We start from the raw sequence: 17,102 nt of genomic DNA on the forward strand, positions 1-17,102 counted from the left end.
TGACGGCGCCGCGCGTCGTGCGCGTCGTACGGAGAGAGTGAGCGGGGAGCGGTGGCGGGGCAGGGCAGGGCGGATTCCGGCGTTGGCAAGCAGGACGCCGCCGAGCCGTGGCGAGTGATCTCCGCCACCACGACCAAGTACAAGTCGGCCGGTCCGCTGGCCCGCGTCCAGGCCCTCCGGGCCCGGGTGCGGTACTGGCTGGACCGGCCGCTCACGCCGTACCTGCTGGTGGTCGGCAGCACCCTGCTGCTGGTCGTGCTCGGTCTGATGATGGTCTTCTCGGCCTCGCAGATTCTCGCCCTGAACCAGCACCACTCGGCCCAGTACTACTTCCTCAAGCAGTTGATCGCGGCCATCCTCGGCCTCGTCCTGCTGATCGGCTTCGCCTCCGTCCCGGTGGCGGTGCTGCGGGTGATCGTCTACCCGGTGATGTTCGGGGTGATCGGCGCGCTCACACTGGTCGCCGTGCCCGGCATCGGGGTGCGGATCAACGGCAACCAGAACTGGCTGGATTTCGGCTTCTTCCAGTTCCAGCCGTCCGAGTTCGCCAAGCTCGCACTGGTGCTCTGGGGCGCCGACCTGCTCGCCCGCAAGCAGAAGGCCGGCACGCTGAACTCGTGGAAGCACCTGCTGGTGCCCCTGGTGCCGGGGGCCCTGCTGCTGCTCGCGCTGATCATGTTCGGCGGCGACATGGGCACCTCGATGATCCTGGTGGCGATGGTGTTCGCCCTGCTGTGGATGGTCGGAGCGCCGCTGCGGCTGTTCGTGGCCACCGTCGGGGTGGCCGTGGTCGTCTGCACCGCCCTGGTCGTCACCGTCCCGCACCGGGCGGAGCGCCTGGGCTGCATCGGCGTCACCAAGCTCGACCCCGAGGGCGCCTGCTTCCAGGCCCTGCACGGCGTCTTCGCGTTCGCGAACGGCGGCGGCTTCGGCACCGGCCTCGGCGCCGGCGTGGAGAAATGGGGCCAGTTGCCCGAGGCGCACACCGACTTCATCTTCGCCGCGACCGGTGAGGAACTGGGGCTGGTGGGGACGCTGTCGGTGATCGGCCTCTTCGCGGCACTAGGCTACGCGGGTATCCGTGTGGCCATCGGCACGAAGGATCCCTTCGTCAGGTACGCCGCGGGAGCCGCCACCACCTGGATCATGGCGCAGGCCATGATCAACCTGGGGTCGGCGCTGGGACTGCTGCCCATTGCGGGTGTCCCGCTCCCGCTGTTCTCCTACGGCGGTTCCGCCATGCTGTCGGCCATGTCCGCGATCGGTGTGCTGCTGTGCCTGGCACGGAGCACCTCCGGCGCGAAGGCGGCCCTGGCCGCCCGGAACAAGAACTCCCGGATCAGGAAGCGACTGGCCCGGGTGCTGCCACGACGACGAACCACAGCGCGCCCGGCCCCCGGGCCGGCACGCAGGGAGCGGTGAATTTCGGTGCATGTCGTACTCGCCGGCGGGGGGACCGCCGGTCACATCGAGCCGGCCATGGCCCTCGCGGACGCCCTCCGCAGGCACGACCCGTCCATCGGGATCACCGCCCTGGGCACCGAGCGCGGTCTGGAGACCCGGCTGGTACCCGAGCGCGGCTACCAGCTGGAGCTCATCCCGGCCGTCCCGCTGCCCCGCAAGCCCACCCCGGAGCTGATCACCGTCCCCGGCCGGCTGCGCGGGACCGTCAGGGCCGCCCAGGAGATCATCGAGCGGGTCAACGCGGACGCCGTGGTCGGCTTCGGCGGCTACGTCGCGATGCCCGCCTACCTGGCCGCCAAGCGGGCCGGTGTGCCGATCGTGGTGCACGAGGCGAACGCCCGTCCGGGCCTGGCCAACAAGATCGGTGCCCGCTACAGCGACTTCGTGGCGGTCTCCACGCCCGACAGCAAGCTGCGCGACTCCCGGTACATCGGCATCCCGCTGCGCCGGACCATCGCCACCCTGGACCGCAACGCGGCCCGCCCGGAGGCCCGGCACTACTTCGGCCTCGACCAGCGGCTGCCCACCCTGCTGGTCTCCGGCGGCTCCCAGGGTGCCCGCCGGCTCAACGAGGTGGTCACCGCGATCGCCCCGCGGCTGCAGCAGTACGGCGTGCAGATCCTGCACGCGGTCGGCCCGAAGAACGAGCTGCCGCAGGTCGCGGACGTCCCCGGGATGCCGCCGTACCGCCCGGTGCCGTACCTGGACCGGATGGACCTCGCCTACGCGGCGGCCGACATGATGCTCTGCCGGGCCGGTGCCATGACGGTGGCCGAGCTGGCAGCCGTCGGCCTGCCCGCCGCCTTCGTCCCGCTGCCGATCGGCAACGGCGAGCAGCGGCTGAACGCCCAGCCGATGGTCAAGGCCGGCGGCGGCGTGCTGGTGGACGACGCCGAGCTGACCCCGGACTGGGTGCTGCAGAACGTGCTGCCGGTGCTCACCGACCCGCAGCGACTGTGGGACATGAGCCGGGCCGCGGCCGAGTTCGGCCGCCGCGACGCCGACGACCTGCTGGTCGGCATGGTCTACGAGGCGATCCAGGCCCACCGCGGCGGTCGCCGCCGTGGCTGACGGCCGGCCCGCCGACCCGCTCGAGGCGGAGCTGGAGGACGAGGAGTCAGCTCCTCGCCTCCGGCTCTCCCGGCGGGGCGTCGTGGTGCTGAGCGTGCTCGGTGCCGCGGTGCTGGGCGGGCTGGCCTGGCTGGTGTTCTACTCGTCGGTGCTGGACGTGCGCAGCGTCGCCGTCCAGGGCACGACCGACGACAGACTGACGGCGGTCCAGGTCCGCGGCGCGATCGGCGGGCTCGGTGACGGCCCGCTGGCCCGGGTGGACCTGGACGACGTCAGGCACCGGGTGGAGGCGATCCCCCGGGTGGCCAGGGCCGAGGTGTGGCGGGGCTGGCCGCACACGCTGCAGGTCAAGGTCGTGCAGCGCACGGCGGTGGCCGCCGTCAAGGGGGAGGACGGCCGGTTCACCCAGGTGGATGCCGCCGGCGTGAGCTTCGCCACCGAGGCGGCCCCGCCGGAGGGCGTGCCGGTGGTGGAGCTGCGGCTCAGTCAGCAGGCGAATGACGTGGACGGGGTGATCTCCCGCCCGCAATTGGTCCGGGGCGCGGTGGCGGTGGCCGCCGGGCTGCCGCCGGAGGTCGCCAAGCGGGCCGGGGCGGTGCTGGTGCACTCGTACGACGACATCGAGCTGCAGCTCAGCGGGGGTGCGACGGTGCGCTGGGGGAGTCCGGAGCAAATTGACCGAAAAGCCCGGGTGCTGGTGGCACTGATGAATCAGAAGGGCACGAACTTCGACGTGACGGCGCCGGAGGCGCCGGCGGTGTCCGGATGATCCGGTAGGTTCTGTGCCTGAGGGAGGGGTTGACGCCTCGAAGTGTCGGCCCGACCCTTGGTGGTCACCCCGGTTTCCTAAGCCGGCTGATGATCACATAGGCTCAAAAGAAAAAGGGAAGCTCGGCGTGTTCGTTGAAACACGTGCCCGGGGCGACCTAGTGTCCTGTGTCACCAGACTGTGTCAGTTGGTGATGTGACGGAGACACAGGACTAACCCTAAAGGTCAAGTTTAGGGTTGGGGTCGGCGGTCGGCATTTCGGACATTCAGTCAGAAACCAGGCTCCCTACCCATCGACATCCGTCGGAACGGACCCTCGCCGGGCCGGGCCGACCCGGAAATTCGAGGCGAGAGGCCTTCGACGTGGCAGCACCGCAGAACTACCTCGCAGTCATCAAGGTCGTCGGTATCGGCGGCGGTGGTGTCAACGCCATCAACCGGATGATCGAGGTCGGTCTCAAGGGCGTCGAGTTCATCGCGATCAACACCGATGCGCAGGCCCTCCTCATGAGCGACGCCGACGTCAAGCTCGATGTGGGCCGTGAACTCACCCGGGGCCTCGGCGCCGGCGCCAACCCCGAGGTCGGCCGCAAGGCGGCCGAGGACCACCGCGAGGAGATCGAGGAGGTCCTCAAGGGGGCCGACATGGTCTTCGTGACCGCCGGCGAAGGCGGTGGCACGGGCACGGGCGGCGCGCCCGTCGTCGCCAACATCGCGCGCTCGCTGGGCGCCCTGACCATCGGCGTGGTCACCCGCCCCTTCACCTTCGAGGGCCGGCGCCGGGCCAACCAGGCCGAGGACGGCATCGCGAGCCTGCGCGAAGAGGTCGACACCCTCATCGTGATCCCCAACGACCGGCTGCTGTCCATCTCGGACCGCCAGGTCAGCGTGCTCGACGCGTTCCGCTCGGCCGACCAGGTCCTGCTCTCCGGCGTCCAGGGCATCACCGACCTGATCACCACCCCGGGTCTGATCAACCTCGACTTCGCGGACGTCAAGTCCGTCATGTCGGAGGCCGGTTCGGCGCTCATGGGCATCGGCTCGGCCCGCGGCGAGGACCGCGCCAAGGCCGCTGCGGTGATGGCGATCTCCTCGCCGCTGCTGGAGGCCTCGATCGACGGCGCCCGCGGCGTGCTGCTGTCCATCTCCGGCGGCTCCGACCTCGGCCTGTTCGAGATCAACGAGTCGGCCCAGCTGGTCAGCGAGGCCGCGCACCCCGAGGCCAACATCATCTTCGGTGCGGTCATCGACGACGCGCTCGGCGACGAGGTCCGGGTCACCGTCATCGCGGCCGGCTTCGACGGCGGGCAGCCGCCGGCGATCGTCCGCGACCCGGTGGTCAAGTCCACCGCCCCGGACCGCCCGGCCACGCCGCCGGCCGCCCCGGAGCGCCCGGCGAGCCGGCCGTCGTACGGGAGCATCGGCTCGGTGACGTCCCGCTCGGAGGAGACCCCGGCCGCGTCGACCCGGTCGGCCGAGACCCCCGCCACCACGACCGCCGCCCCGGTGCCGCCGCAGGTGCAGCCGGCCCGTCAGCCGTACGTGGAGAGCCCGGCGGAGGAGCTCGACGTCCCGGATTTCCTTAAGTGATCGATCACGCCGTACACGCGGGTGCTCACTTCGCCTTCACCGACCGGTGGGGCGGGGTGAGCACTTCGCCGTACGGGGAGCTCAACCTCGGCGGCGCCGTGGGGGACGACCCGGAGGCCGTCCGGGAGAACCGGGTGCGGGCCGCCCGGGAGCTGGGGCTCGAACCGGCCGACGTGGTGTGGATGAACCAGGTGCACGGCGCCGAGGTCGCCGTGGTGACGGAGCGCCAGCCGCCGGGGGAGGCCCCGGCCGTGGACGCGGTGGTCACCGACCGCCCGCTCGCCCTGGCGGTGCTGACCGCGGACTGCACGCCGGTGCTGCTGGCCGATCCGGTGGCGGGCGTCGTGGGCGCGGCCCACGCGGGCCGGCCCGGACTGGCGGCCGGAGTGGTCCCCGCGGTGGTCCGGGCGATGATCGAACTGGGGGCCGAGCCGGCGCGGATCGCCGCCGCCATCGGCCCCGCGGTCTGCGGCGGCTGCTACGAGGTGCCGGCGGGGCTGCGTGCCGAGGTCGCCGCCGCGGTGCCGGAGGCCTTCGCCGAGACCTCCTGGGGGACCCCGGCCCTGGACGTGCCGACGGGGGTCGCGGCCCAGCTGGCCGCGATGGGGGTCAGCGAACCGGTGCGCTCACCGGTCTGCACCCTCGAATCCGCCGATCACTACTCCTATCGTCGCGAGCAGCGCACGGGCCGGCTCGCGAGTTACGTCTGGTTGGGCTCTGATCACTGATGACGAACGACATCTACGGACCGTTCCCGGGCGGACCCGAGTTCCTGGCGGGGCTGACCGAGGGGCAGCGGGGTCGGTACGAGGAGCTCGGGACCAGCCTGGAGGTGGTGGAGCGCCGGATCGCGGCCGCCGGCGCGGCCGCCGGGAGGGCGCGGGACGAGGTCACCCTGATCGTCGTCACCAAGACCTACCCCGCCGAGGACACCGCGCTGCTGGCCGGGCTGGGTGTGACGGACGTCGCGGAGAACCGTGACCAGGACGCCGCACCCAAGGCGGAACAGTGCAGAAACCTTCCTCTTGACTGGCACTTCGTCGGACAGCTCCAGACCAACAAGGTCCGCTCGGTCGTCGGGTACGCGAACCACGTGCACTCGGTGGACCGGCTGCGGCTGGTCGAGTCGCTCTCCGCGGCGGTCCTCAAGTCGGAGCGCCCCGACCTCGGTTGCCTGGTGCAGGTGGCGCTCGACAAGGAGCACGGGGAGGGTGCGCACCGGGCCGGGGTCGCGCCGGAGGACATCGCGCAACTGGCCGACGCGATCGCCGACACGCCCGGACTGCGGCTGGACGGTGTGATGACCGTCGCTCCGCTGGCCGGTCCGCTGGCCTCGGATCCGGCCCGTGCCTTCGATCGGCTGGCGGAAATCGCAACCGCCGTACGGACGGCCCATCCGGCTGCCACCATGGTCTCCGCAGGGATGAGCGGTGACCTTGAGCAGGCGATTGCCGCCGGGGCGACACATGTGCGCGTCGGAACGGCGGTACTCGGAGTGAGGTCACCCCTCAGGTAACGTCACCGGGTAGTAGATCAGACTGCAGGACAAAATAGGACAGAATCTAGCAGCTCCCTCCCCGGAGCGCTAGCCAACCGTGGATCGCAGCTCCGCGGCCCCCACTCCACGAACCCTGACAGGCCGTCGGCCTGACGCGCCGTCGTGGATGGACCGCGGAATCCGCAGGCAGGGCCGTACGGCCCGGGCCGCCGGGAGTCGGAGCCGGCCCCACGGAGTGAGCGAAGCGAGCGACCATCGGAAGGGGCGCGGCTTCGCGAAGCAGCCACCGAGCACCAGCGAGGTGGCCATGAGCGGAGGAGACAGGAGCATGGCCGGCGCAATGCGCAAGATGGCGGTCTACCTCGGCCTCGTGGAGGACGAGACGTACGACGGCCAGGGGTACGACCCCGACGACGACTACGACGCGGACCCCGAGCCGATCCGGACGGGGCAGCGGACCGAGGACATCCCCCGGCCGGCCGCCGCGGCCGCCGCCACGCCCGCCCCGGTCTCCTCGATCACCCCGCAGCCGGTGCCGGCGGCGGTGCCGATCCGACAGGAGACCCCGAGGATGGCCCCCGTGTCGTCCATCACACCCGAACGCCGCCACAACCTGGAGAAGAGCGCCCCGGTGATCATGCCCAAGGTAGTGAACGAACGAGAGCCCTACCGCATCACCACGCTGCACCCGAGGACCTACAACGAGGCCCGTACCATCGGGGAACAGTTCCGCGGCGGCACCCCCGTGATCATGAATCTGACCGAGATGGACGACACGGACGCCAAGCGGCTCGTAGACTTCGCCGCTGGACTCGTCTTCGGTCTGCACGGCAGTATCGAGCGCGTGACGCAGAAGGTGTTCCTGCTGTCGCCTGCTAACGTCGATGTCACGGCGGAGGACAAGGCTCGGATCGCCGAGGGTGGGTTCTTCAACCAGAGCTGACCCGGCCACGACTTTACGTGTGGATCTGATCAACAGTGGGTTAGCGACAGGTGACGAGCGGCGGGCCCGAGGGCTCGGGACCGGGGAGAGGGAAAACGCGATGGACATCGTGTGGGCGGTGCTCTACTACGCCCTGACCGTCTTCCTGGTGTTCCTGCTCGTACGGCTGGTCATGGACTGGGTCTTCCAGTTCGCGCGTTCGTGGCGGCCCGGCAAGGCCATGGTCCTGGTCCTGGAGGCCACGTACACTGTCACGGATCCGCCGCTCAAGCTTCTTCGGCGGCTCATTCCGCCGTTGCGTTTCGGGGGCGTGGCGCTCGACCTGTCCTTCTTCGTACTGATGATCATTGTGTATGTCCTGATCTCGCTTGTGCACCCCTAGTCGTAGGTGAGCGATGCGACAGGATGCCGGTGTGCCGACGATCACGTTGAGGTGAAGAGATGCCATTGACCCCCGAGGACGTTCGGAACAAGCAGTTCACGACCGTCCGCCTGCGTGAAGGCTATGACGAGGACGAGGTCGATGCCTTCCTCGACGAGGTCGAGGCGGAGCTGACCCGCCTCCTCCGGGAGAACGAGGACCTGCGCGCCAAGCTGGCCGCCGCGACTCGTGCCGCCGCGCAGAACCAGGCCAACCTGCGCAAGGAGCCGCCGCAGGACGCCCCCCGCCAGGGTGGCGCCCCGGTGCCGGCCGCCATATCCGGCCCGCCGGTCCCCGGCCAGCAGGGCCCGGGCGGCCCGCAGCAGATGGGCCCCGGCGGCCCGCAGCAGATGGGTCCGGGTGGTCCGCAGCAGATGGGCCCCGGCGGCCCGCAGCAGCAGCAGATGGGCAACCAGCCGCTCGGCCTGCCCGCCGGGTCCGCGCCGCAGCTCCCGCCGGCCGGCGGCCCGCAGCAGCAGATGAACCAGACCATGGGCGGCCAGCAGCAGCTGGTGCAGCCGATGGGCGGTCAGATGCTCCAGCCCATGGGCGGCCCCGGTGGCCCGCAGCAGATGGGCAACCCGATGGGCCAGGGCATGGGCCAGCAGCAGATGCAGCAGATGGGCGGCCCCATGGGTGGCCCGCAGCAGATGGGCCCCGGCGGCCCGCAGCAGATGGGTGGCCCGCAGCAGATGGGCGGCCCGCTCGGCGCCCCGATGCAGCAGCAGGGCCCCGGTGGCGACAGCGCTGCCCGCGTGCTCGCGCTCGCCCAGCAGACCGCCGACCAGGCGATCTCCGAGGCCCGTTCCGAGGCCAACAAGATCGTCGGCGAGGCGCGCAGCCGGGCCGAGGGTCTGGAGCGCGACGCCCGTGCCAAGGCCGACGCCCTGGAGCGGGACGCGCAGGAGAAGCACCGCGTCGCGATGGGCTCGCTGGAGTCCGCGCGGGCCACGCTGGAGCGCAAGGTCGAGGACCTGCGGGCGTTCGAGCGCGAGTACCGCACGCGCCTGAAGTCGTACCTGGAGACCCAGCTGCGTCAGCTGGAGTCGCAGGCCGACGACTCGCTCGCCCCGCCGCGGATCCCCGCCACGGCGTCGCTGCCGCCGGCGGCCTCGTCGATGACGCCGGCCGGTGCCGGTGGGATGGGCAGCGCGCCGAGCTTCGGCGGCAACCAGCCGTCGTTCGGTGGCAACTCGCCGTCCTTCGGCGGGAACAGCTCCTTCGGCAGCAACTCCCCGGCGCCGAGCTTCGGCGGGCAGTCGACCGGCGGCAACAGCGGGGCTCCGCAGATGCAGCCGGCCGGGATGACCCAGCCGATGGCGGCGGTCCGTCCGCAGCCGCCGCAGCCGATGCAGCAGGCTCCGGCACCGATGCGGGGCTTCCTGATCGACGAGGACGGCGACAACTGAGGTTGTAGCAGAGCCTTTCGAGGGCGCCCCCTTTCCGACCTCCGGGTCGGGGAGGGGGCGCCCTCTTTTCTGCTCGGCGGTCGGTGCGGGGCGTGGGGCCGGGAGAGGGCGGGGGCGGGTACGGCGAAGCCGCCGTCACCCGGGGGTGACGGCGGCTTCGGCGGGGGTCAGGCCTTGCGGAGCTGGAAGGCGAGGCCCAGGGACTCGTCGGAGAAGGTCTCGGACTCCCAGTCGGCCGTGCCGGCGGCGAAGTCGGTCGCGAGGACCTCCTCGGCCACGAGGGCACCGTGCTCGGCGATGGCCTCGGCGGTCTCCTCCGTGGTGGCGCGCCAGCGCAGGACGATCCGGTCGGCGACGTCCAGACCGGAGTTCTTGCGCGCCTCCTGGATCTGGCGGATGGCGTCGCGGGCGACGCCGAGGCGCTTGAGCTCCGGGGTGATGGCCAGGTCGAGGGCGACGGTGGCACCGGACTCGTTGGCGACGGCCCAGCCCTCGCGCGGGGTCTCGGTGATGATCACCTCGTCGGGCGAGAGGGTGATCGTCTCGCCGTTCAGCTCGACGCCGGTCTCGCCGCCGGCCCGCAGCTCGGCGGCCAGGCGGGCGGCGTCAGCCGCGGCGACCGCCTTGGCGACGTCCTGCACGCCCTTGCCGAAACGCTTGCCCAGCGCGCGGAAGTTGGCCTTGGCGCTGGTGTCGACCAGCGAGCCCCCGACCTCCGAGAGCGACTCCAGGGCGGAGACGTTGAGCTCCTCGGCGATCTGCGCGCGCAGGTCGGCAGGCAGCTCCTCCCAGCCCTGGGCGGCGACCAGCGCGCGGGAGAGCGGCTGACGGGTCTTGACGCCGGATTCGGCGCGGGTGGCCCGGCCCAGCTCCACCAGGCGGCGGACCAGCGCCATGTGCCGGGAGAGGTCGGTGTCGATCAGCGACTCGTCCGCCTGCGGCCAGGTGGCCAGGTGGACCGAGGCCGGGGCGTCCGGGACGACCGGGACGACCAGGTCCTGCCAGACCCGTTCGGTGATGAACGGGGTGAGCGGGGCCATCAGGCGGGTGACCGTCTCGAGCGCCTCGTGCAGGGTCGCCAGCGCGGCGGCGTCGCCCTGCCAGAAGCGGCGGCGGCCGCGGCGGACGTACCAGTTGGACAGGTCGTCGACGAAGCCGGAGAGCAGCTTGCCGGCGCGCTGGGTGTCGTACGTCTCGAAGGCCGCGTCGACCTCGCGGACCAGGGTGTTCAGCTCGGAGAGCACCCAGCGGTCCAGCTGCGGGCGGTCGGCCGGTGCCGGGTCCGCCGCGGACGGGGCCCAGCCGGACGTGCGGGCGTACAGGGCCTGGAAGGCGACGGTGTTCCAGTAGGTGAGGAGGGTCTTGCGGACCACCTCCTGGATGGTGCCGTGGCCGACCCGGCGGGCCGACCAGGGCGAGCCGCCGGCCGCCATGAACCAGCGGACGGCGTCGGCGCCGTGCTGGTCCATCAGCGGGATCGGCTGCAGGATGTTGCCCAGGTGCTTGGACATCTTGCGGCCGTCCTCGGCCAGGATGTGGCCCAGGCAGACGACGTTCTCGTAGCTGTTCTTGTCGAACACCAGGGTGCCGACCGCCATCAGCGTGTAGAACCAGCCGCGGGTCTGGTCGATCGCCTCGGAGATGAACTGCGCCGGGTAGCGCTTCTCGAACAGCTCCTTGTTCCGGTACGGGTAGCCGTACTGGGCGAAGGGCATCGAGCCCGAGTCGTACCAGGCGTCGATGACCTCCGGCACGCGGGTGGCGGTGCCGCCGCAGTCGCGGCAGTCGAAGGTGACGTCGTCGATGTACGGGCGGTGCGGGTCCAGGTCGCCCTGGTCGGTGCCGGTGAGCTCGGACAGCTCGGCCAGCGAGCCGACGCAGGTGAGGTGGCCCTCCTCGCAGCGCCAGATCGGCAGCGGGGTGCCCCAGTAGCGGTTGCGGCTGAGCGCCCAGTCGATGTTGTTGTTCAGCCAGTCGCCGAAGCGGCCGTGCTTGACCGTCCCGGGGAACCAGTTGGTGGCCTCGTTCTCGCGGATCAGCGCGTCCTTGACGGCGGTGGTCCGGATGTACCAGGACGGCTGCGCGTAGTAGAGCAGCGCGGTGTGGCAGCGCCAGCAGTGCGGGTAGCTGTGCTCGTACGGCAGGTGGCGGAAGAGCAGGCCGCGCTCCTTGAGGTCCGCGACCAGGGCCTCGTCGGCCTTCTTGAAGAACTGGCCGCCGACCAGCGGGACCTCGGGGGCGAAGGTGCCGTCGGCGAGCACTGGGTTGACCACCGGCAGGCCGTACTTGCGGCAGGTCGCGAGGTCGTCCGCGCCGAAGGCGGGGGACTGGTGGACGATGCCGGTGCCGTCCTCGGTGGTGACGTAGTCGGCGTTGAGGACGTAGTGCGCGTCCTCGATCTCGACCAGGTCGAAGGGGCGGCGGTAGGCCCAGCGCTCCATCTCGGCGCCGGTGAAGGACTCGCCGGTGGTCTCCCAGCCCTCGCCGAGCGCCTTGCCGAGCAGCGGCTCGGCGACGACCAGCTGCTCGTTGCCGTCGGTGGCCACGACGTAGGTGACCCCGGGGTGGACGGCGGCGGCGGTGTTGGAGACCAGGGTCCACGGGGTGGTCGTCCAGACCAGCAGCGCGGCCCGGCCGGCCAGCGGGCCGCCGGTCAGCGGGAAGCGGACGAAGACCGAGGGGTCGACCACGGTCTCGTAGCCCTGGGCCAGCTCGTGGTCGGACAGGCCGGTGCCGCAGCGCGGGCACCAGGGGGCGACCCGGTGGTCCTGGACCAGCAGGCCCTTGTCGAAGATCTGCTTGAGCGACCACCAGACGGACTGGACGTAGGACGGGTCCATCGTCCGGTAGGCCTCGTCGAGGTCGACCCAGTACCCCATGCGGGTGGTCAGCTCGGCGAAGGCGTCGGTGTGGCGGGTCACCGAGTCGCGGCACTTGGCGTTGAACTCGGCGATGCCGTACGCCTCGATGTCCTGCTTGCCGGAGAAGCCGAGCTCCTTCTCGACGGCGAGCTCCACCGGGAGGCCGTGGCAGTCCCAGCCGGCCTTGCGGGCGACGTGGTAGCCCTTCATCGTCCGGTAGCGGGGGAAGACGTCCTTGAAGACGCGGGCCTCGATGTGGTGGGCGCCGGGCATGCCGTTGGCGGTCGGCGGGCCCTCGTAGAACACCCACTCGGGGCGGCCCTCGGACTGCTCCAGGCTGCGCTGGAAGATCTTGTTGTCCTGCCAGAACGACAGGATCCGGTGTTCCAGGGCAGGCAGGTCCACCTGCGCCGGGACGGGGTGATAGAGGGCCGCGCGCAGCCCGTCGTCGGAAGGGTTGTCGTGGGTGACGGGTCGGGAGCTCATCGCGGGCGTCTACCTCCGGCGGATGCTGGGACTGGATCCTCCGGAGGGACGAGACGGCCTGGCCGCCCCGCGGTACCACCCTCCTTGGCCGCGGTGCTGCGTTGCGGCCCTCTTGTTTGGGCTTGCTGCCGGTTCTAGTGGACCGCTGCGGGCTTCGCGGCGGCCGTTCTTCCGGCGGCTCCGGGGTGATCTTCCCGCCGTGCACGCCCCCGGGCTCACACCGTCCCCGGGTCGCTGGTGGCTGCGTACGTCGGTACTCGTCCCATCTGCGCCTTGCAGGGTCAGTGTATCGGCCGGGCGAGTCCGTTTGTCCAAACCGTTTCGGGCGGGCGGGGCCCGGGGAGGGCGGCGGGGCTGGTCAGGGCGGTCGTCGGGGTGGTGGTTAGGAGGGGGTGAGGTGGGCACAACCCTGTCAGCGCGCGGGGCGTGGCGGTTGGGGCGGCTGCCTGGGTGGGATCGTTGTGAGGTGCCGGTATGTCATGTTGTGACCGGTTTTGATCGGGATTATCGTTCCGGCACTGGGAGCCGCCGGGAACCGGCGGCTCGATTCGTTCGTAGATGGGGTCGAAGCCATGGCTGAGAAGGGAACCGGCGCGGGTACCGCCACCAAGCGGGCACGCAAGGCCGTGGCGGTCGATCCAGGGGAGGGGACCGTGACCACTACCGCACCGAAGAGCAGCACCGACACCGTCACGCCGCGCGGGGCCGAGTCGGTGGACCCGGCCACGCTGCCGGTCAGGCCCGGCGAGGACCCGTGGACCACCGAGGAGGTCCACGAGCTGCACAACGAGCTGATCAGCGAGCTGGACAGGCTGCAGAACGAGATCGACGCCGCCGAGGCGGCCATCTCCGGCCTGATGCGCGACTCCAACGACGGGGCCGGCGACGACCAGGTGGACGCCGGGACGAAGAACATCTCGCGGGAGAGCGAGCTGGCGCTGGCCAACAACGCGCGCGACAGCCTCGCCCAGACCCAGCGCGCCCTGGACCGGCTGGAGGGCGTCGGCTTCGGCACCTGCGAGTCCTGCGGGCAGGCCATCGGCAAGGCCCGGATGCAGGCCTTCCCGCGGGCGACGCTCTGCGTGCAGTGCAAGGCCAAGCAGGAACGCCGCTGAGGCGGCCGCCGAACCGGGCGGCCGGAGCGACGCGGGGGGTCGGGCTTGCCGTACGCTCGACCCCGTAACGTCGCCTGACGCGTCCGCGCCCGTGGACGCGTCCAGGTCGTCACCGGCCCACCACCCTCCCCCTCCTACGGCCGGGGGAGCTCCATCGGCAGCGGAGCGGATCATCAGTACGCAAGGTTCCCCCCAGACCCGGGACGACGCCGTCCCGTCCCCCGGCGATGCCGTGGAGGTGCCCGTGGCCGAGCCGTCCGAGGCGGCGTCCGTGGACGAACCCGCGGTCGCGGAGAAGCCCAGGGGTCCGCGGCGGATCGGGGTGCTGCTGGTCATCGCGCTGCTGGCGTTCCTGATCGACCTCGGCAGCAAGCTGCTGGTCGTCGCGAAGCTGGAGAACCACGCGGCGATCAAGGTGATCGGGGACGTCGTCACCTTCCAGGTGATCCGCAACTCCGGGGCGGCCTTCGGGATGGGGCAGGCGCTGACCGTCGTCTTCACGATGATCGCCTCCGCCGTCATCGTGGTGATCTGGCGGATCGCCCGCCGGCTGTACAGCCTCCCGTGGGCGATCGCCCTCGGGCTGCTGCTCGGCGGGGCGCTCGGCAACCTCACCGACCGGCTGTTCCGCGCACCGGGCGTCTTCCGCGGGCACGTCGTGGACTTCATCTCCGTCCAGCACTTCGCGGTCTTCAACCTCGCGGACTCGGCGATCGTCTGCGGCGGGATCCTGGTCGTCCTGCTCTCCTTCCGGGGCAGCAACCCGGACGGGACCGTCCACCAGCAGGGCGGCAAGGGGGCGTAGCCCCGGCGGCGGGAACGCGGCGCGCGGGAGCGGGCCGTGTTTCCGGCATACTCGTACGGGTGAGTACCGCAGCGCAGATCCGCAGCCTCCCCGTTCCCGACGGCCTGGAGGGCGAGCGTCTCGACGCCGCCCTGTCCCGGATGTTCGGCTTCTCCCGGACCAAGGCCGCCGAACTGGCCGCCGACGGCAAGGTGACGCTCGACGGCGCCATGGCCGGAAAGTCGGACCGGGTGACCGGCGGTTCCTGGCTGGAGGTCGAGATCCCCGCTCCGGCCGCCCCGGTCCAGATCGTCGCCGAGCACGTCGAGGGCATGCGGATCGTCCACGACGACGAGGACATCGTGCTGATCGACAAGCCGGTCGGCGTCGCCGCGCACCCCAGCCCGGGCTGGACCGGCCCCACCGTGATCGGCGGGCTCGCCGCGGCCGGGTACCGGATCTCCACCTCCGGCGCGTCCGAGCGCCAGGGCATCGTGCACCGGCTGGACGTCGGCACCTCCGGCCTGATGGTCGTCGCCAAGTCCGAGCGCGCCTACACCGACCTCAAGCGGCAGTTCCACGACCGGATCACCGACAAGCGCTACCACACGCTGGTCCAGGGCCACCCGGACCCGATGAGCGGCACGGTGGACGCCCCCATCGGACGCCACCCCAGCTCGGACTGGAAGTGGGCGGTGACCCGAGAGGGCAAGCCGTCCGTCACCCACTACGACCTGATCGAGGCGTACCGGGCCGCGTCGCTGCTGGCGATCAAGCTGGAGACCGGTCGCACCCACCAGATCCGCGTCCACATGTCCGCGCTGCGGCACCCCTGCGTGGGCGACCTGACGTACGGCGCCGACCCGACGCTGGCCAAGCGGCTCGGGCTGACCCGGCAGTGGCTGCACGCGGTGTCGCTCGGGTTCGAGCACCCGGCGGACGGGCAGTGGGTCGAGTTCTCCAGCGAGTACCCGGCGGACCTGCAGAAGGCGCTGGACGTCATCGCGGCGGAGAGCTGAGATGAGTGCCGACCCGGGGGCCGGCGTGAGCGCGGGCCCGGGCGTCGCGGTCAGGATCGCCGAGGGCGAGGCCGACCTGGCGCTGGTGCGGGCCGTACGGCGTGAGGTCTTCGTCGTCGAGCAGAACGTGCCGGAGGAGCTGGAGTACGACGAGTACGACCGGACCTCGGTGCACCTGCTGGCGGTGGGTGCCGACGGGGCCGCGCTCGGGACCGGGCGGCTGATCTTCGGCGACCAGGCGCGGGAGCTGACCGGGGGCGTCGAGGGACGGGTGCTGCTCGGGCGGCTCGCGGTGCTGCCGGCGGCCCGGGGGACCGGGCTGGGCGCCGAGCTCGTGCGGGCGATCGAGGCCGCGGGGGCCGAGCGCGGGGCTTCCGAGGTGGAGCTGCACGCGCAGGTGCAGGCGCTCGGGTTCTACGAGCGGCTGGGGTACCTGGCGGAGGGACCGGAGTACGACGACGCCGGGATCGCGCACCGGACGATGACGCGGGTCCTGTAGGCACCCGGGGCCGGGCCCTTCGGGCGGCCCCCTGCTCCGCGCGGTTCCCCGCACCCCGCCCGGGGTGCGGGGAACTCGTCGTTCCGGGCACGGGCCCGGGGTGGGATCAGGTGTCGGTGGTGCGGAGGCGGGGCAGGGCCCGGGGGTGCTCGTCGCGCAGGTGGGCGACGAGCTGCTCGCGGACGTCGAAGCGGAGCTGGGCGGCGTCGTCGGGGCTGCGGGCGGTCATGGTGGCGCGGACGACGATGGTGCTGGGGGTGGTGTCGGTGACGTGGAGCGCCCATTCGACGCCGTCCCACAGCGGGTGCCGGTCGAGGACGGCCCGCAGGGCCGTGCGCAGCTCATCCACCGGGGTGCAGTGGTCGAGGTGGAGCAGGACGGCGGCGAGCAGACCCGGGTCGCGGCGGGTCCAGTTCTCGAAGGGCTTGTTGACGAAGTAGGAGACCGGGACGACCAGCCGACGGTAGTCCCAGAGGCGGACCACCAGGTAGGAGAGGGTGATCTCCTCGACCGTCCCCTGCTGGCCGTCCACCACCACGGTGTCGCCGATCCGGACGGTGTCGCCGAAGGCGATCTGCAGGCCGGCGAAGAAGTTGCCGAGGGTGCTCTGGGCGGCGATGCCGGCCACGATGCCGATGATGCCCGCCGAGGCGAGCAGGCCGGCGCCGATGGTGCGCATGGCGGAGAAGGTCAGCAGCATCACGGCGACGGTGACCACGACGACCACCGCGCTGAGCACCCGGCGCAGCATGCTGATCTGGGTGTGCACCCGCTGGCGGCGGGCCGGATCCTCGGTGCGGGTCTCGTAGCGGCTGAGCAGGGCCTCCAGGGCGGCGGCCACCACGCGGACGGTCAGCCAGCCGAAGGAGGCGAGCAGCAACAGCAGGAGCAGGTGCTGCGCACCCTCCTCCTCGGGCGCCGGGACGAGCTGCCGGAGCGGCTCGGTGGCGAGCAGCAGGGCCGAGGCGACGACGAGCTGGAGCGGGACCCGGCAGCGGCGGAGCAGCGCCCAGACCGGCGCCCCGGGGCGGCGGGCGGCGACCCGCTGGAGGGACTGGTCGACGATCCAGCCGATCGCCAGGGTGGCGGCGACGGTGGCGAGCAGCGAGATCAGCGGCCGGAGCATGGGCCGTACGATACTCGGGCGCAGTGGGGCGAACCGGGCGAAAAGGT

The 17,102-nt window shown here is 71.7% G+C and carries 15 protein-coding genes; 13 read left to right on the top strand and 2 right to left on the bottom strand.

All coding sequences use genetic code 11. The features are described from left to right. The first annotated feature begins 114 nt into the window (after nt 1-114). The 9 genes from ftsW (at nt 115) to ACFV0O_RS08155 (ending at nt 9,165) form a co-directional block, all read left to right on the top strand. Entirely contained in the window at nt 115-1,422 is a 1,308-nt protein-coding gene (gene ftsW, locus ACFV0O_RS08115) for a putative lipid II flippase FtsW (RefSeq protein ID WP_360256939.1), read from the top strand. A 6-nt stretch (nt 1,423-1,428) separates the two neighbouring features. Next, entirely contained in the window at nt 1,429-2,535 is a 1,107-nt protein-coding gene (gene murG, locus ACFV0O_RS08120; protein ID WP_360256936.1) for an undecaprenyldiphospho-muramoylpentapeptide beta-N-acetylglucosaminyltransferase, read from the top strand. Beyond that, complete coding sequence (locus ACFV0O_RS08125; protein ID WP_380337970.1) at nt 2,528-3,304, top strand: cell division protein FtsQ/DivIB; 777 nt, start codon at nt 2,528-2,530, stop codon at nt 3,302-3,304. Before murG ends, ACFV0O_RS08125 begins: the two co-directional genes overlap by 8 nt. Before the next feature lie 363 nt (nt 3,305-3,667). Then, nucleotides 3,668-4,894, top strand: coding sequence for a cell division protein FtsZ (ftsZ, locus tag ACFV0O_RS08130; protein WP_380337973.1), 1,227 nt, complete (start codon nt 3,668-3,670; stop codon nt 4,892-4,894). Beyond that, nucleotides 4,891-5,622, top strand: a complete 732-nt coding sequence (gene pgeF / locus ACFV0O_RS08135) for a peptidoglycan editing factor PgeF (protein ID WP_380337976.1) — start codon at nt 4,891-4,893, stop codon at nt 5,620-5,622. Before ftsZ ends, pgeF begins: the two co-directional genes overlap by 4 nt. Then, nucleotides 5,622-6,410 carry a YggS family pyridoxal phosphate-dependent enzyme gene (locus ACFV0O_RS08140; protein WP_380337978.1) on the top strand — a complete coding sequence of 263 codons (789 nt, stop codon included), beginning with the start codon at nt 5,622-5,624 and terminating at the stop codon, nt 6,408-6,410. Before pgeF ends, ACFV0O_RS08140 begins: the two co-directional genes overlap by 1 nt. Before the next feature lie 310 nt (nt 6,411-6,720). Further along, nucleotides 6,721-7,335 (top strand): cell division protein SepF, encoded by a 615-nt coding sequence (locus ACFV0O_RS08145; RefSeq protein WP_030060144.1) that lies wholly within the window; start codon nt 6,721-6,723, stop codon nt 7,333-7,335. A 100-nt stretch (nt 7,336-7,435) separates the two neighbouring features. Continuing rightward, entirely contained in the window at nt 7,436-7,717 is a 282-nt protein-coding gene (locus ACFV0O_RS08150) for a YggT family protein (protein ID WP_030060143.1), read from the top strand. Between the two features lie 59 nt (nt 7,718-7,776). Then, complete coding sequence (locus tag ACFV0O_RS08155) at nt 7,777-9,165, top strand: DivIVA domain-containing protein (RefSeq protein ID WP_380337981.1); 1,389 nt, start codon at nt 7,777-7,779, stop codon at nt 9,163-9,165. A 167-nt stretch (nt 9,166-9,332) separates the two neighbouring features. On the opposite strand, the gene ileS is transcribed toward ACFV0O_RS08155, so the two are convergent. Continuing rightward, nucleotides 9,333-12,512: an isoleucine--tRNA ligase gene (gene ileS, locus ACFV0O_RS08160; RefSeq protein ID WP_380337984.1), complete on the bottom strand. Its 3,180-nt coding sequence runs from the start codon at nt 12,510-12,512 to the stop codon at nt 9,333-9,335. Between the two features lie 653 nt (nt 12,513-13,165). On the opposite strand from ileS, the gene ACFV0O_RS08165 reads away from it, so the two are divergent. The 4 genes from ACFV0O_RS08165 to ACFV0O_RS08180 all read left to right on the top strand — a co-directional run bounded on the left by ACFV0O_RS08165 (nt 13,166) and on the right by ACFV0O_RS08180 (nt 15,929). Beyond that, nucleotides 13,166-13,627 (top strand): TraR/DksA family transcriptional regulator, encoded by a 462-nt coding sequence (locus ACFV0O_RS08165; protein ID WP_360256922.1) that lies wholly within the window; start codon nt 13,166-13,168, stop codon nt 13,625-13,627. Nucleotides 13,628-13,796: 169 nt separating this feature from the next. Next, nucleotides 13,797-14,432, top strand: coding sequence for a signal peptidase II (lspA, locus tag ACFV0O_RS08170; RefSeq protein ID WP_380338292.1), 636 nt, complete (start codon nt 13,797-13,799; stop codon nt 14,430-14,432). Nucleotides 14,433-14,491: 59 nt separating this feature from the next. After that, complete coding sequence (locus ACFV0O_RS08175; protein ID WP_380337987.1) at nt 14,492-15,430, top strand: RluA family pseudouridine synthase; 939 nt, start codon at nt 14,492-14,494, stop codon at nt 15,428-15,430. Nucleotide 15,431: 1 nt separating this feature from the next. Next, the gene (locus tag ACFV0O_RS08180) at nt 15,432-15,929 is read left to right on the top strand and encodes a GNAT family N-acetyltransferase (protein ID WP_380337989.1); all 498 of its coding nucleotides are present in this window, start codon (nt 15,432-15,434) and stop codon (nt 15,927-15,929) included. Between the two features lie 106 nt (nt 15,930-16,035). Here the strand turns inward: ACFV0O_RS08180 and ACFV0O_RS08185 are convergent, their stop codons facing one another. Beyond that, entirely contained in the window at nt 16,036-17,055 is a 1,020-nt protein-coding gene (locus tag ACFV0O_RS08185; RefSeq protein WP_380337992.1) for a mechanosensitive ion channel family protein, read from the bottom strand. Between the last annotated feature and the right edge of the window lie 47 nt (nt 17,056-17,102).

It is taken from the genome of Kitasatospora sp. NPDC059577 (assembly GCF_042735475.1).
Lineage (GTDB): Bacteria > Actinomycetota > Actinomycetes > Streptomycetales > Streptomycetaceae > Kitasatospora.

Bases quoted from the DNA above. Each gene is read 5' to 3' on its own strand.
- ACFV0O_RS08185 (WP_380337992.1), bottom strand. From the start codon at position 17,055: ATGCTCCGGCCGCTGATCTCGCTGCTCGCCACCGTCGCCGCCACCCTG.
- ileS (WP_380337984.1), bottom strand. From the start codon at position 12,512: ATGAGCTCCCGACCCGTCACCCACGACAACCCTTCCGACGACGGGCTG.
- ACFV0O_RS08140 (WP_380337978.1), top strand. From the start codon at position 5,622: ATGACGAACGACATCTACGGACCGTTCCCGGGCGGACCCGAGTTCCTG.
- ACFV0O_RS08155 (WP_380337981.1), top strand. From the start codon at position 7,777: ATGCCATTGACCCCCGAGGACGTTCGGAACAAGCAGTTCACGACCGTC.
- ACFV0O_RS08150 (WP_030060143.1), top strand. From the start codon at position 7,436: ATGGACATCGTGTGGGCGGTGCTCTACTACGCCCTGACCGTCTTCCTG.
- ACFV0O_RS08145 (WP_030060144.1), top strand. From the start codon at position 6,721: ATGGCCGGCGCAATGCGCAAGATGGCGGTCTACCTCGGCCTCGTGGAG.
- ACFV0O_RS08180 (WP_380337989.1), top strand. From the start codon at position 15,432: ATGAGTGCCGACCCGGGGGCCGGCGTGAGCGCGGGCCCGGGCGTCGCG.